The organism is Leptospira wolffii serovar Khorat str. Khorat-H2, assembly GCF_000306115.2.
Classification (GTDB): domain Bacteria; phylum Spirochaetota; class Leptospiria; order Leptospirales; family Leptospiraceae; genus Leptospira_B; species Leptospira_B wolffii.
This window is the reverse complement of sequence record NZ_AKWX02000020.1, coordinates 62,744-78,238: the sequence shown is the minus strand read 5'-3', so window position 1 is coordinate 78,238 and position 15,495 is coordinate 62,744. Positions and strand designations below refer to the sequence as shown.

The window sequence follows — 15,495 nt, the reverse complement described above, 5'->3', positions numbered from 1 at the left end:
CGGGCAAGCTTACGACTAAAAAACGAAACTTGCCCGGGAAAAATGCGATGGAAAAAACGCCAAAAAGTGAAAAAAATCAGCCTTTCGTTTGTAGGAATTTACCGATTTCGTCCATTACGGAAGCCACTTCCGGTTTGCAGGAGCGAATAACGTTCACGAGCTTAGTATCCGTTCCGGGGATATTTCCTTCGTGGAATTTGAGTTTGAATTCGGTGAATTTCAAGCCGTGAGCCGTGGAAACCACGACCACTTTCTCTCCCTTAGCGATTGTACCTTTGTCCAACAATTTATACAGAGCCGCCAGAGCCACTCCGGTATGAGGATCGTTGTACAGGCCGAACAAATCCGTCCTTGCGGAGGCGTCGGATAGTTCCGCTTCGCTTGCCTGTTCCACTACGCCTCGGAACTTTTTCAGAGTTCGAATCGCTTTTTGGACGGAGACCGGATTTCCTATCTGGATCGCCGAGGCGAGAGTAGGCTTCGCGTCTACGGGAGAGAAGGTTTCGAAATTGTTTAAGTAGGACAAGTAAAGAGGGTTTGCGTTTTGCGCCTGCGCCAAAACGATTCTAGGAAGTTTGTTTATAAGTCCCAGTTCCAAAGCCATTTCGAAACCGGCACCTAATGCGGAGACGTTTCCTAGGTTACCGCCCGGAATAACGATCCAATCCGGAACTTCCCACTCCAATTGCTGTACGATTTCGGGAGCGATGGTTTTTTGGCCTTCGATCCGTAGACTGTTCATGGAATTGGCAAGATAGATGCCTGCTTCTTTCGTAACTTCTTTTACGATCTTCATGCATCCGTCGAAGTCGGTTTCCAAAGCGATTACTTTTGCTCCGTTGGAGACGGGTTGGATCAATTGCGCTTGGGAAACTTTTCCCGCAGGTAAGAATATGATTGCGGGTATTCCCGCCTTCGCGGCATAAGAAGCCAGCGCCGCGGAAGTATCTCCCGAGCTAGCGCAGGCTACCGCACGGATCTTCACTCCTTTGGATAACATATGCTTTACTTGCGTAAGAAGCACGGTCATACCCAGATCTTTGAAAGACCCCGTATGGGAAATTCCGCATTGCTTGATCCAAAGTCCGCCCAAGCCGAAATGTTTTGTCAATCTTTCGGAATGAAATAGATGGGATAAACCTTCGCCGGAGCTTACGATATCCGAATCTTCCGCGTGAGGCAAAACCCATTCTCTCTTGTTCCAAATCCCGGAAGAATTAGGGAATTTGACCGAACCCAATCTGGAATCGAAAAGCTCCTTCCATTCCTTGCCGGATTTCTCCTTGAGAGCGTTGAGATCGTGGGATACTTGAAGAAGACTCCCGCACTTACGGCATTCGTATACGATTTCGTTCAGATCGTAAGTCGTTCCGCAAGAATCGTTAATACAACGAAATTCCGCTCTCAACTTGGTAAGGGTTTTGCTCATACTTTAGATAGAGTTTAGAATGTCCTTTTTTTTGGCATCAAATTCTTCTTGGGAAATCAGGCCTTGGTCCAATAGCCCCTTAAGCTTGGCAAGTCTCGCTGTCGCGTCGCTTTGACCGTTCCCAGCAGTCGGGTTATTCTGGCCCATCATACCCGACATGAGGTTACCCATATTCACTCCCATTCCGAGGCCTAAGCCCGCGGAAAGTCCTTGGCCTGCATTGCCGCCTTCGTTGCTTGCGGCCGCTTCTCCGATATCCAACATTCTCTTTTGTTGGTACATCCCGCCGAGCGTATCGATTTCGAATTTATCGGTAAGTACCTTTTGGATCTTTTGGAAGTTCGGATCGTTCTGATCGAAATTCACCGATTGAACGAAGAAATCCACAACCTCGATTCCGTATTTTGCAAAATCGGGTTGAATCTTGGTCTTACCTGCCGAAGAAGCTTCCTCTAAGTGCTGGCTTAAGCGAGTGATCGGTTCACCGGATTTGAGAACGACTTCGGCGAGAAAATCGCTAAGCCTTGTGACGATCATAGGCCTTAGGAAATTATCCACCTGGTCCTGAGTGTAAGCTCCTCTGGCGCCGACCACTCCGACTGCGAAAGATTTCGAATCTACGATCTTGATATTATAAGTACCGTTAGCTCTCAATCCCAAGGTGATCGTATATTTTGGATCTTCCACTTGGACCGGGGCCGGAGTTCCCCATTTCAATTGGATCAAGGATTTGTTTACATAAACGACTTCGGCGGTGAAAGGAGTTTGTCCTCCGAAGGGGAGATTCACTAGTTTTTCTAAGATAGGAACGTTACCCGTTTTTAAGGTATGAGTTCCCGGGCCGAAGACATCCAAGGCTTTTCCTTCTTTGAAGAATATAGCTTCCTGGCTTTCGTTGACTACGAGTTGTCCGAAGGTGCTGATATCGGTTCGTGGAAATTTCCAAACGATTTCTCCGGGACTTCCTTCGTATTTGATTACGTCTATTAATGCCATATAGGCTCCTTACTTTAGTGTATTGCTTTCTGTCCTGTTTCCGACAAACGGAAACAGGATATTATTTTAAAAAGACTTCTCTTCGTTTTTTAAGAGCGATATCGAACTCGTCCAACTCCGTCCTGAAATTGCTTACCCATTCCCTTACAGCTTCTACGGTAGGTTGGGCTCCGAGTCCGTGGGACTTGCTTTTTGTTTCCAATTCTTCTGCGTGCTTGATAAGAGAATAATCCCATTCCGCCAAGGCTTCCAATTCGGCTTCGGTTGCTTTGAATCCCGTTCCGATTCCGTTCAATCCGTAATTTGCTCCTACGATTTCGTTCTTTAATCTTTCCACAACCGATAGTAAGACCTCGGTGGATCCTATTAGGTCCATTCTTCGGTCACGAACGAAACCCTCTTCGATACGACGAAGAGGCTCCTTGAGAGAATCGAGTCTTTTAGCTAATTCGGCCCTTGCCAATCGATCTGCATCGTAGTATTGGTGGTTTTTTAAAATGTCTCCGTAAAACGGAAACTTGGAAAGAAAGAGTTTGATCTTTCCTTTTTCTTCCTGAAAGCGGGAAATGTAATTTTGAACCGGGCTATTCGGTGCCATGTCATTACAATCCATCAGAATCGGAACGCTTGCAAGTCAATTTCTTGCGATCGATTTTTCCTCGGATTACAAGTCACCTTGTTTTAAGTGAAAATGACACCATTCTTTCTTTAAAATCGGTCTTCGCAAACGGCCTTATCGTTTAGGGGTTCGAGCCCCGGGAATTAATTCTTGCAGCCATGGGCGAGACGATTTTTCTTATTTAGACCGGTGAAATCGGCCTCTTTACGGCTCTTAGAAACCGGCGCCCGAATTTTCGGAGATTCGACTCCGGGGACCGGGCTTTTATTAGAATATTTTCGGATACGACCTTTACCGAATATGAAGACCTATCTACTATCCATTTTTGAAAAGAAGAAAGGGGAGATCGACGCTCTCAACGGAATCCGAGCCATAGGGATTCTTATGGTAATGACCTATCATCTTTGGGTTTCCAAGAAACAAATGATGAGTCCCATGCCCGATATCCTTCTTTGGTTCATACGCAATCAATTGATGATCGTGGACGTATTTTTCGTTCTCGGCGGTTTCCTGAGTTATTACGGAGTGCTTTCTTCCTACGCTAAGGAAGGGGCTTTTCCGTATAGAAAGTTTCTTGTGAATCGTTCCCTACGGATACTGCCGGCCTATTACTTTGCATTAGCTTTTTCTTATTTTTATGCCAGAAATCAGATCATGGGGCTGGCATCCAATCCGAATCCTAGTCCGGAACTTCTGACTTTAATCGCTAAGGGACAGGCGGCTCTGGGATATATTTGGTCCGATGTTCTCTTTGTTTCCAATTATTTTCCGAGAGTGATGGATGTGGGTTGGTACGTTTCCATGGAGCAGCAATGCTATTTGGTTCTCGTAGCGCTCGGCCCCTTCTTCTTATTCAATAAGACTCTTAGAACGAGGGTCGTAATTCTCACAGTCCTTTACTTTATTCCTTTAGTCTGCAGATTCGTGGAGTATTCCCACGGAACGATGGATTATTTCGCCACATTCTACACCCAAAATCGTTTCGATTCTTTGGTGGCGGGAATGCTTTTGGCCGAGTACGTGGTCTGGAGAAAAAATAAGGGCCCTTTGACTAAATCGGAATATTATACATTCTTTGCATTGGGAACATTGCTTCTCGGTCTTTCCTACACTTTCGATTGGGATCATTGGATCCGACCTACTCTTACCACCAATTTTTATAATCTGGGTATAGCGGTACTCATTCTTCTCGGGATCCAGGATTACGGAATCGTGAAGAAGGTTCTCGGTTCCGTGATCTTCCGTCCGATCGCTCGAGTAAGTTTCACCGCTTATCTATGGAATATTCCGTTGATGGGAATCGCGACCCGTTGGGCGCTGAGAGGAGAAACCGTGATTACTCCTTGGGTGCTTCCTAAGTTTTATATCGTATGTTTCGGCTTCACTTTTTTGGTCTCTTGGATCATATTCTTGGCAATAGAACAACCGATCCTTTGGTGGAGGGATAGACCGAAGTCACCTATCGAATCCAAAGTTCCTTAAATCGCGGAATTTACCGTTGTAAGGAAAATCGGCCTGTTTCCAATGGACGGAAGGACGGGATTCTAACCGTTTCAAGTTTTCTTATGCAGATTTTGGATAAGCTAAGGACACCGATCTTTCGTTGGATACGGTTGAGTTATCCGGTCGTTTTGGCCGTTGGGTTGATCCTATACCTTCGCATTTTTGTTATACAGTTTTATCTCATTAGCGGAACGAGCATGCTTCCTAACTATAAGGAAAGCGATTGGGTACTCGTAAAAAAATGGGGTTTTCCCGCGCAACTGGGTCCCTGGGTCCTAACCTTCTTGGATCCGGAGGTGGAAAGATTCGACGTTTTAGTCTTGGACGGCATCGGAGCCGAGTTGAGTTTGAAAAGAGTCGTGGGTCTTCCCGGAGATTTCTTTCGATTTTCCGAAGGAAGAATTCTTATCAACGATTCCTCCTTGGAGGAGCCTTTCGTTAACTCGGGTTACAAGACCCAGGCCCCTTCCATGTCCGTTCTCCCTGTCGTTAGCGTCTCCGGAAATATTAATATAGGGGACTCGGGTCGTATTCCTCCCGGTTATATCCTTGTACTCGGAGACAATAGGGAATTCTCCACGGATTCTAGGAATTACGGATTGGTTCCTTTTCGCAAACTCCGCGGAAAGGTGATCGCCAGTTTTTAAGAAACTACTTCTCTCTTCTTTCAGTATTTCACTTGTACCGGAAAAGGTCTCAGACTATCTTGAAAAAGACCGAAACTAGAAAGAGATAGAATCCACCGATGGAGTACAATGTCTTAAATCGAAAACGTTTCACCGTACTTTTCGTATTATTATGCGTTTTCTTCGCAGGGCTTTTGGTCCGCGTGGGTTATCTAGTATTTTTCAACGATCGGGAGATCGCTTTTAAAAACGGAGAAAGGATTCTAAGAGGAGCCATTTACGACAGAAGAGGGATAGAATTGGCTCTCTCCATAGATTCCTCCACGATCGGAATCTATCCCGGAAATATATACGATCCCAATTTCACTGCGGTCCAAATTTCTCCCTATTTGGATATTCCTCCCGAAAGAATCGAGGCTTTGATACGGGAAAAAACCCGTTACTTCCTTTTGAAAAGGGAGATAGACGATACCACCGCAAGTCGGATTATGGAAATGGCTCTTCCGGGAGTAAGAAGAGAAAGAGAATTCAAACGAGTATATCCTCACGGTAGCCTGGCCGCCAGCCTTATCGGTTTTACCGGAATGGACGATGATAAGGCCTTATCCGGATTAGAATATTATTATAATCGAGAACTCATGACTCCGACCGAGTCGGACCCTACTCGCGGATCGAACGTCCATCTGACTTTGGACGGTCTGATACAGTTCAAGTTGGAAAAATCCTTAGGAAAACGATTCGAGGAAGCCGGTGCCAAGCGGGCAGTCGGCCTCCTGATGGAGATTCATACGGGTAGAATACTGGCCATGGCTAGCTTCCCTTCCTTCGATCCGAACCGTTACGCATCTTTCGAGGAAACCACTCATACTAATTGGGCTATCCGGCACGTTTACGAACCCGGATCCACGATGAAGATATTCTTAGCCAGTATTCTTCTGAACGAAAATCTAATTCGTCCCGACGAGAAGTTCGAATGTCCGGGCTATGTGGAATACGGAAAGACACGGATCAAATGTACTCATGTTCACGGAAAAGTGAATTTGGAGGAGATCCTACAATATTCCTGCAACGCGGGAATCATCAAGGCGGCTTCTAAAATTCCTAACGAGGTATTGTACGAATATCTAAGAAGATTCCGTTTCGGAGATCGGACCGGATTATTGCCGAACGAATCCGTAGGATACATGCCTCCCTTGAATAAATGGACCCCTACGACTCCTATGTTCATGGCGATCGGGCAGGGAATTTCCGTAACGCCGGTGCAGCTAGTCGCTTCGGCTGCATCCATCGTAAACGGAGGAAGGTTTGTGACTCCTAGAGTGGTCTCTCATATCACGGATTCCTACGGAGAAGTGATGCATGAGTTCCACTCAGAGGAAACTCCGGTTGGAATCCGAGAATATTCCACCGATAGATTATTAAAGGCCATGACGAGAGTGGTCCAGGCGGGAACGGGAAAGAACGCATATATACAGGAATACTCCATTGCGGGAAAAACCGGAACCGGTCAGAAGGCGGTATCTGGAAGAGGATACCAGGACGGTTTATGGTCCGCCTCATTTCTCGGTTTTTTTCCCGCGGATAAGCCCAAGGTCGTCGGTCTGATCTTGTTCGACGAGCCCAAGGGAGACAGCCATACGGGAGGTGGACTCGCGGCTCCTGTGTTCAGGGAAGTCGTGGAGAATATCATTCCAATCATTGAGCAGGGAGAAAGAACCGTTAACGTAAAACTTCCCAAGTTGGATAGAAAGCCTTTACAGGCCCAGAAAGGAACGGTTCCCGATCTGATAGGAAAGAGTAAAAGAGAAGCGGTCGAATTATTATCTCCTTTAGGAATCCCTTATAAACTACACGGAAGCGGATTTTGCTACGAGCAGGACCCTTCTCCCGGGACTTCCTACGAAGGAAAGAGGATCAACGTATTTTTCCAATGAAAGAGGCTCGGTCGGATTTATTGCAAAAGAATTTGGCCGCCCTCCGCGTTTTAGCTCCGGAAGCCGCCTCCGATATAGAGAATTCGCGACTGGATCTGGAATTCTCGCCCAACGCCACCGATTATCCTAGTTTAAAGATCGGTAATATACTATTGCATAGCGCCAGGGATCCCTGGACGGAAGCGAAGCGCCAATTGGCGGATCTAAAGAAGGAAGACGAGGAAAGGGCCTTTTTGTTCTTCGGTGCCGGACTGGGATATTCTGTACTTCACGCTTTGGGATTCGAAAAAATCATATGCGTATGGATGGAGCCATTTCCAGGAATCGTTAAGGCCGCTTTCTCCGTATCCGATTTTTCGGGATTCATATCTTCCGGAAAACTGAGAATATTTCTTGCGCCGTACGAAGAGTCCGCCTTTTACGAGGGATTTAAGGGAATCTCCGGACTCCCGGTAAGCTTTATCCCCCATAGAGGAAGCCTGCAATGGAAACCGGAAGAATACCAAGAACTTAGGTTCTTGGCCGAGGCATTCTTTCATAAAAAGGATGTGAATACCGCCACATTAACCAGATTCGAAAAGGTTTGGACGGGAAATTTCCTGAGGAATCTCCCGGAATTGGTACTATTGAGACCGATCCGAGAACTATTTACATTATGCGATTCTAAAGTAGACGCGGTGATTTGTGGAGCCGGTCCGTCCTTATCCTCCTCCTTGGAGGAAATTGCCCGATTTCGGGAGAATTTCATATTGATCGCCGTGGACACTGCATTATTGGTCCTACAAAAAGCGGGGATAGATCCGGATCTTGTTTTTAGCGTGGATCCTCAGCCTTTGAATTCCAAATATTTGGAAGGATATGCAGGCAACGCCAAATTCGTTTTCGATCCAACGACTTCGTATCATTCTCTGCGAATGCCTTTCTTAAAAAAAGGAAATTTCGTAACCTCTTCTCCCTTTCCTTGGATTAAGATTTTGGAAAGCGCTTTCGGAGGAGATTTGGGGACCTTGGACTTCGGAGGTTCCGTCTCCACAAATGCGACCAGCTTGGCCGAAAAGATGGGAGCGAGAGCTATTTTGTTTCTAGGCCAGGATTTATCCTTTCCCGGAAGTTTGGCGCATTGTAAGGGAGCAGTTCTAGAAGAAAGGCTGAACTTTTTGGAAACCCGAAAGTTCAGAAGAGAACATCATAATTTTAAACAGATGACCGCACTCCCCGCAAAATGGGTGGAGTCCGTCTCAGGACAAAGGCTGAGAACCAACGAGAAACTCCTAATCTTTAAAAAATGGTTCGAAGAAAGGGTAAAGGATCGTCCTTGGAGAAATCTAGGAAAGGAAGGAGCAAAGTTGGAAGGTATCTCCGGCGAAAGTTTCGCCTCCTGGTATGAAAAGAATCTCCCCGACACGGGGGCGGTATCCAAGGTCCGGGAATTCATCTTGGGAAGAGAAAATACCAATTCTTACGGTTACGATGTTCGATCCGATTTGGGAAATATCCGTTTCGAATTAAAGGAATTCCTAATACAGGTGAAAAAAGGAGAGAAACTCTCCGAAAAAATTTATCGCCTCATCAAAGAAGGGGAGAAAGACAAGTCTGCGATCCAATCGGCACTGAGGGATATTTCCTCGATCGACGAAGCTGTGGGATCCAAAAAAGGTCTGACCGAATTTTTGGGAATGAGCCTACAAAGGGTGATTCTTGCGATCACCGAAGGATATGAGACGGAACTCAGCCTCGAGGAAAAGAAAAACGAAAGGCTTGCGATCGCCAAGAAGAGTCTGCTTCTTTATTCCGGTCTGAAAGAAACCACCGAGATGAATCTTCGTCTTTTGCATCGTTCTTTGCGCCGAATTAGTTGAAGCCTTGTATTCCGGCTTGACTAAGCAATTTTTTCGTCATACAAATTCGATTTAAAAACTTGGGAAGACAAGTTTCGCATGAAAGAATCAGCCTCGATTTCTCTACTTTGCATTTTATTATTCGGATCCGCTCTATCCCTTTATAAGTGTTCTCGCCCGAAACCGATGCCTTGCACTCCTGGCGTAAAGAGCAATCTGCAGCAAGCTTTGGAAGACGATGACATCACTCTCGCAAAGGAACTCTTCGGAGGTGGAGAAGATCCGTTATGCAAGGATTCAAAGAATCGTTCCGCTTATAGTTTAGCTATGCAGACGGATAACGTCGAGATGATCCAACTGTTCGGTTATCGTAAGGACGGCTATGGGAATCCGTTGGACACCGCATGTATCTATGCAAGTCCTAAGATCATCTCCTATATTCTGGATAACGGAGCCAAGTTTCGTGTCGCCAGACAGGATCGTATGCGTTGCTTAGCTAATATTCTTACCAGAGGCGATGAAAATCCGGAAATGAAAAAAAACTCGGATCGGATTGCGGAGAAATTAATCCGAGAGGCGCAAACTAAGGAGTTGGAAGAGCAGGCCATGGAGGGAAATAATCCTCTCATGCTCGCGGTCATCTATGAAAATTCCGAAATGATTCGACTCATTCTTTCTCGAGGAGTGAACGTTAACATAAGATATACCTTGGATTCGAATTGCGAAGGGGGATGTCCAGGTCTTTGGAATACCGGAAGAACTGCTTTGGATTACGCGAAGCTGAAAGGCAATTCGGAGATAGAAAAAATGCTGATCCAGGCAGGAGCAATGGAATAAGGCTCCTTGTTTTCCCCGAATACATTCTTTTTTCCGTAAAATCCTGCCATAAGTGCGTCGCATTGGCAATTATGGTTGGAAAATCCGCTAGAAATATTTTTTCATTTTTCGCTTGACCGTATTTGTGCTGCGCACTACAAAAGGATTGTGCGACGCACAACGGCGCACCCAAGGAGCCACAAATGGAAAAACAAATTCTAGATATCCTAAACGCAGGTCTCGGTATCGTTAAGAGCGGACAAGAAGGACTGGAAAAAGCGAAAGCAGACTTTACTAAGAGTTTTCAAGAACTCGCAGCTAAAGGTGCAGCTGACAATTCTGAGTCTTCCGTTCGTGTTCGTGAGTTCGTAGACAAATTCCTTAACGAAGCTAAGGAAGTTTCTACCGCAGCGACCAAGACATACGAAGATACCCGCGTTAAGTTTCTCGATGTTTACAACCAAATCGTGGAAGAAGCAAAAAAAATCGTTTCTCCCGAGCAAATTGAGGCTATCAAGGCGAAACTTACCAGCGTTACGGAGAGCGTAGCTCCTAAAGCAGCTCCCGCTAAAAAAACCGCTTAATCACAGCCGTTTGAACCTCCCGATCGGCGGGAAATTCTCCCGCCGACAATTTTTTCGTTCTTATTCTAACCGATCAAACTTTAACGGCGGATCACTCTTTCCGCCAATTTCTTAGGCGCAAGCTGGCAATAACTTTCTTTTAACAGAATTTCTAGTCCATCCCAATCGGTCTCATCATCGATCACGAGTCCAATGATATCCTCCCACCAAACCGGTTTGAAAAAAGGATATTGCTTAAAACGAGAAGCATCTAACTTCCTGTGAGAAAATCGAAAAGTTAATAAACAGGCAATTCCTTCCAAGCCGGAAGCCTTTGCATAAGCAGGAGGATAACCGTTCTGCAACATCAGAATATGTGCAAAGTTTTTCTTTTTGATACACCAACGAGTTCCGATCCAAGCCTGTTCTTCATAAGCTTCCGGAAGATCCGAACAGATCAGTCTGAGTTTGGATAGAATTGTTTCTGGGACTGAAATGTGATCCGACATTTTAGCACCTTGGAGAAGGATCTTATCTCCTCGGATGAAAATTCGCAATCAAAATCACGCTCTTAAGAAAGAAGTTCTTACACTCCGGTCATTTCTTTATAAACTGCAAATAATCTTTCTACTCCTGTTTTCGTTTCCTCTTCAGAAGCATTGGAGAAATTCCATCTAAGATGATTTCTCTTTGGGTTTCCAACATAGAAAGAAGATCCCGGAACTGTAGCGAGTCCCTTCTCTAAACATTTTTGGAAGAGTAGATCCGTGTTGATCTCTTGCGCGAACTCCAACCAATAGAATAACCCGCCCTTAGAAATTTGTAATGGAATTGAATCTCCAAAATTATTCTTTAAACAAGAAAATGTATGAATCGCTTTTTTACTATAAACACTTCGGATTAAAGATAAATGTTCTTCATACTTAGAAGAAGATACAAATCCGTATACTAATTCCTGATTCAAAGTCGGAGAATGTAAATCCATCGATTGTTTCTGGACGGTCAGATCTTTCAGGATCCTTTTGGGTGCCTTGATCCATCCTACTCTCAATGCAGGCGCAAGTGTTTTGGAGAATGTTCCCACCGAAATCGTATTTTCCGGACCGAGTCTGGATAAAGAAATCGGAATATTTCCGTCGAAGTCCAATTCCCTATACGCCATATCTTCTATAATAGGAACATTATGCTTTTTGCAGATACTAGCGATTCGTTCTCGAACCGCCGAGGAATAGGAATATCCCGATGGATTTTGAAAATCAGGAATACAATAAAAGAATTTAGGTTTTTCGGTCGAATCTTCCAATAACGCATCCATTGCCTGGGGATCCGGACCTTCTTGTCCGTAATCGATTCCTAAAAACTCGGGAGAATAAGAGGAGAATACCTGGATCGCCCCCAGATAGCTCGGCCTTTCCAATAGAATAGGGGAACCTTCCTCCAGGAAGTAACGTGCGACCAGATCCAAACCCTGTTGAGAACCGTTGACGAGTATGATTTCTTCGGGGGAAGACCCGGGATAATATTTTTCCGAGATCCATGCCCTTAATTCCGGATGTCCTTGGGTTTCCGTATATTGGAATAGCTTGGAACCCTTTCGGGATACGGAGTCTCGGAAGATCTCCGTCAATTCTTCTAATGGAAATAGGGAATCGTCGGGTAATCCTCCTGCAAAAGAAATTACGTTAGGCGCATCTATGACTTTCAATATCTCCCGAGTCACCGAGGCGGGGGTACGACTCACCCTAAGAGATGCTCTAAAAGAATCCTTTCCGTTCTTTTCCGTAATTGTCTTGCCCATATCGATTCTTATGTTATACAGTAATTCGGGAGACCAATACAGATACAGAATTTGATTTTATGACCGATACAGATGGCTCCGGCACAAAATATTCTAAAATAGCGAATTCGCTTATTCAGCGTATACAATCGGGAGAATTCCCTCCTGGAAGCAAGCTTCCCTCCTTACGTAGGATTTGCAGTTTGGAGGAATGTAATCTTTCCACGGCGGTGGAAGCCTTTGGGATCCTTCAAGAGAGGGGCTTCATTTTAGGAAGGGAACGATCCGGTTTTTTTGTGATTCCCAGGCTCGAATCTTTAACCGAGTATAAATTGGAAAAGCCCGTTCGGGTCCCGAATCCCGGTGTTCCCGACGAGGTAAGTAGTCTGCTATCGGAATTGGCGGATCCGGGTTTCGTTTCTTTTGGCGCTGCCGTTCCGGACGATCAATATCTGCCTTTCGCGGCACTTCAAAAAGCGTATAAGGAATCCTTAAAGGACCCTATGCTTTATAAGTACGCCGACACCGCAGGAGTTTTCGAACTGAGGAAAAAAATCGCGGTCCGCTCTTCCGGTAGGGAGAGAAGAGTATCTCCGGACGAGGTATTTATCACCCTGGGATGCAGCGAAGCGGCTTATACCGCGTTGAGTCTGGCAACCAAGCCGGGAGACAAGGTGGCAGTGGAGTCGCCATTGCATTTTATTCTCTATCAAATATTAAGCAAATTGAAAGTTCAGGCCATAGAAATTCCGACAAATCCTTATACAGGTTTGGATCTGGGCTCCTACGAATCAGTGATCAAAAAGGAATCCCCTAAAATCCTGGTCACAATTCCTACATTCTCCAACCCGAGTGGAAGTCTCATGCCCTTGGATGCCAAGAAAGAATTACTTAAAATTTCCGCTCGCTACGGTGTGGAAATCTTGGAGGACGATATCTATGGAGAATTGCAACATTCTCCCGGACCTAGACCTTCTTCTTTGTTGTCGTTAGATAAGGATAGAATCGTTACCCAAGTCTCCTCACTCTCCAAATCGGTAAGCCCCGGTTTGAGAATCGGCTGGATGATTTCCGGAAAGACCCGGATAGAAAAGGCCAGATCCCAGCGTCTTGCCGAATCCATAGCTCTTCCTACTTTGCCTCAGATGGCGGCCGCTTTTTTTATCGGTTCCTTATCTCATGAGAGACATCTGCGCGATTTTAGAAGAAAGTTAAGCGGATCGGTTCTTTCCTTTGCGGATTCTTTTCTAGAATATTTTCCGAAAGGAACCAATGTACCGATTCCCAAGGGCGGGTTCCTACTTTGGATAGAACTTCCTAAGGGAAAGGATTCTAGGATTCTTCGCTTCCAAGCGGCCAAGAAAAAGATCAGTTTGGTTCCGGGTAACCTTTTCTCTCTATCCGGAAAATATATAAATCATTTCAGGATTAACGCAGGGATAGAGAGGGGACCTAGAGCGCAGTCGGCTATCCAAACCTTGGGAAAAATTGCCCGGGAAATTTAGTTTTATGAATTGAGGTTTCGAAACGATCCGAATTATTGTCTTTCGAAATATGAATCTTGAAACAGAAATCCAACAGCTGACCAATCTCTGCGACCCGAACGGTAAATTGAATCGAAATGCGATCGGTTGGTCCAAGAGTCCCTTGCATAGATGCAATCTGAAAGGCAACTGGCTTCGTAAGAAAAAATGGAATTATTGGTGTTTTTACGATGAGGAATTTCTGGCCTCGTTTACGGTTTCGGATGTGGACTATGCGGGAGTGATCTTCTGCTATTGGTTGGATCGTAAAACCGGAGAATTCGTGGAAAGCACCCTTCTCACTCCATTCGGGAGCGGGACCATGCTCGGGCAAACGGTTGCGAATAACGCCACATACGAGGGCAAGAACGGGTTCCTCCGATTCCAGACGAATGAAGACGGGGATTATATTATAAAAGTGGATTTTATGTCCGGAAGCAAAAAATCCATTCAGGCGGATTTAAAACTGCAAGTTCCCGAAAATTGGGAAAGTCTGAACGTTACGGTTCCTTGGAGCAGTCGAAGATTCCAATTTACTCATAAACTATTCGGCCTCGGAGCCCAAGGAACGGTTAAGGTCCCGGGTAAAACCCATACCTTCCAACCCAAGACTTCTTTCGGAGTTTTGGATTTCGGAAGAGGGATCTGGCCATATTCTACGAAATGGAATTGGGCATCCATGTCCTATCGTCCAGGCGGAAACGAAGTGTACGGAGTGAATCTGGGCGGAGGCTGGACGGACGGAACCGGAACCACGGAAAATGCGTTACTCATCAACGGAAGAATTTACAAGATTCCTTCCGTAGTCGCTTTCGAATTCGACAAAAAAAATCCGGAAAAGCCTTGGGTGATTTATTCCAAAGAGAGCAAAGCGGTGGAACTGGTATTGACACCCGATTTCCACAGAAAGGCGGTTTCGAATGTGGGAATTATCGCATCCAGAGTGGATCAAATGATCGGAAGCTTCGAAGGAGTGCTTCGCATCGGCAAATCCGAATTTAGGATAGAAAAAGGACAGGGCTGGGCCGAGAATCATACGGCTCGTTGGTAAGACTAAAATGATAAATTTGTCGGAACTCTCCACAGAACCACCGGAAGACATCGATAAGGATAAGGCCGAAGCGGACAAGGCCGAAGACCTGGAAAAAATCGCGGAACTCCAGACCCGCCTTTTCGCGAGTCGGAAAAAATCCTTACTGGTTATCTTACAGGGAGTGGACGCTTCCGGTAAAGACGGGACGGTAAAGAAGCTATTTACCGCTCTGAATCCTTTGGGTTGCACCTGCAAGGCTTGGAAAGTTCCTACGGAAGAAGAGGCCAGTTACGATTTTCTTTGGAGGATCCATAAGGCTACACCCTCCAAAGGAATGATCCAGGTTTTCAATCGTTCTCATTACGAGGATATTTTGGTTCCTTTGGTTAAGGACAGCCTTTCGGAGGAAAGAATTCTTCGTCGTTTGGAGATGGTGGATTCTTTCGAGAGACTACTAGTGGATGAGAACGATACCAAGATTCTGAAATTCTTCCTACATATCTCCAAAAAAGAGCAGAAGAAGAGGATCGACGAGAGGCTAGAGGATCCCAAGAAAATGTGGAAATTCGATCCGAGCGATCTGGATTCCCATAAACTCTTCCAGGAACACTGGAAGGCTTACGAATTCGTGTTCAAGAATTCCAAGTCTCCTTGCAATTGGGAGATTCTGCCTGCGGATAAGAAATGGTATCGGGACTATTTAGTGGCTCGGTATCTACGCAAGGCGTTGGAGGAAATGGATCTGCACTATCCAAGCGTGAAATAGAGGGAATTGCTCCCTATTCTTCTCGGGGAAATTTTTTCTTTTTTTCTCCTTTTTTTCAATTCTGGATTGACC

General features: G+C 45.5%; 14 protein-coding genes. 9 read left to right on the top strand and 5 right to left on the bottom strand.

Annotated elements, in window-relative coordinates; genetic code table 11:
- Nucleotides 1–76: 76 nt before the first annotated feature.
- The 3 genes from thrC to LEP1GSC061_RS13580 form a co-directional block, all read right to left on the bottom strand.
- Nucleotides 77–1,429, bottom strand: coding sequence for a threonine synthase (gene thrC, locus LEP1GSC061_RS13590; protein ID WP_016546692.1), 1,353 nt, complete (start codon nt 1,427–1,429; stop codon nt 77–79).
- Nucleotides 1,430–1,432: 3 nt separating this feature from the next.
- Entirely contained in the window at nt 1,433–2,425 is a 993-nt protein-coding gene (locus LEP1GSC061_RS13585) for an SPFH domain-containing protein (RefSeq protein ID WP_016546818.1), read from the bottom strand.
- A gap of 61 nt (nt 2,426–2,486) precedes the next feature.
- A complete protein-coding gene (locus LEP1GSC061_RS13580; protein WP_016546460.1) occupies nt 2,487–3,023 on the bottom strand; it encodes an LIMLP_15305 family protein in 537 nt (178 codons plus the stop codon).
- Nucleotides 3,024–3,344: 321 nt separating this feature from the next.
- Between LEP1GSC061_RS13580 and LEP1GSC061_RS13575 the strand changes: the two genes are divergently transcribed.
- From LEP1GSC061_RS13575 to LEP1GSC061_RS13550, 6 genes are all read left to right on the top strand, one after another.
- A complete protein-coding gene (locus LEP1GSC061_RS13575; protein WP_040509158.1) occupies nt 3,345–4,526 on the top strand; it encodes an acyltransferase family protein in 1,182 nt (393 codons plus the stop codon).
- Nucleotides 4,527–4,609: 83 nt separating this feature from the next.
- Nucleotides 4,610–5,194 carry a signal peptidase I gene (gene lepB, locus LEP1GSC061_RS13570; protein WP_040508856.1) on the top strand — a complete coding sequence of 195 codons (585 nt, stop codon included), beginning with the start codon at nt 4,610–4,612 and terminating at the stop codon, nt 5,192–5,194.
- A 98-nt stretch (nt 5,195–5,292) separates the two neighbouring features.
- Nucleotides 5,293–7,107 carry a penicillin-binding protein gene (locus tag LEP1GSC061_RS13565; protein WP_016546179.1) on the top strand — a complete coding sequence of 605 codons (1,815 nt, stop codon included), beginning with the start codon at nt 5,293–5,295 and terminating at the stop codon, nt 7,105–7,107.
- Complete coding sequence (locus tag LEP1GSC061_RS13560; protein WP_016545997.1) at nt 7,104–8,966, top strand: motility associated factor glycosyltransferase family protein; 1,863 nt, start codon at nt 7,104–7,106, stop codon at nt 8,964–8,966. The genes LEP1GSC061_RS13565 and LEP1GSC061_RS13560 overlap by 4 nt, the downstream gene beginning before the upstream one ends.
- Before the next feature lie 78 nt (nt 8,967–9,044).
- Nucleotides 9,045–9,782, top strand: coding sequence for an ankyrin repeat domain-containing protein (locus LEP1GSC061_RS13555; RefSeq protein WP_016546793.1), 738 nt, complete (start codon nt 9,045–9,047; stop codon nt 9,780–9,782).
- Between the two features lie 182 nt (nt 9,783–9,964).
- Entirely contained in the window at nt 9,965–10,345 is a 381-nt protein-coding gene (locus LEP1GSC061_RS13550) for a phasin-related domain-containing protein (protein ID WP_016546634.1), read from the top strand.
- Nucleotides 10,346–10,425: 80 nt separating this feature from the next.
- Here LEP1GSC061_RS13550 and LEP1GSC061_RS13545 read toward each other — a convergent pair whose 3' ends face one another.
- Entirely contained in the window at nt 10,426–10,833 is a 408-nt protein-coding gene (locus LEP1GSC061_RS13545; protein WP_040509156.1) for a hypothetical protein, read from the bottom strand.
- A 77-nt stretch (nt 10,834–10,910) separates the two neighbouring features.
- Nucleotides 10,911–12,122, bottom strand: a complete 1,212-nt coding sequence (locus tag LEP1GSC061_RS13540; RefSeq protein ID WP_016546148.1) for an aminotransferase-like domain-containing protein — start codon at nt 12,120–12,122, stop codon at nt 10,911–10,913.
- 59 nt (nt 12,123–12,181) lie between these two features.
- On the opposite strand from LEP1GSC061_RS13540, the gene LEP1GSC061_RS13535 reads away from it, so the two are divergent.
- Genes LEP1GSC061_RS13535 through LEP1GSC061_RS13525 form a run of 3 tightly spaced genes read left to right on the top strand, consistent with a single transcriptional unit; the run spans nt 12,182 to nt 15,423 of the window.
- A complete protein-coding gene (locus LEP1GSC061_RS13535) occupies nt 12,182–13,606 on the top strand; it encodes an aminotransferase-like domain-containing protein (RefSeq protein ID WP_016546039.1) in 1,425 nt (474 codons plus the stop codon).
- Between the two features lie 49 nt (nt 13,607–13,655).
- A complete protein-coding gene (locus LEP1GSC061_RS13530; protein ID WP_016546789.1) occupies nt 13,656–14,675 on the top strand; it encodes a DUF2804 domain-containing protein in 1,020 nt (339 codons plus the stop codon).
- A gap of 7 nt (nt 14,676–14,682) precedes the next feature.
- Nucleotides 14,683–15,423 (top strand): PPK2 family polyphosphate kinase, encoded by a 741-nt coding sequence (locus tag LEP1GSC061_RS13525; protein ID WP_016546694.1) that lies wholly within the window; start codon nt 14,683–14,685, stop codon nt 15,421–15,423.
- Nucleotides 15,424–15,495 lie beyond the last annotated feature (72 nt).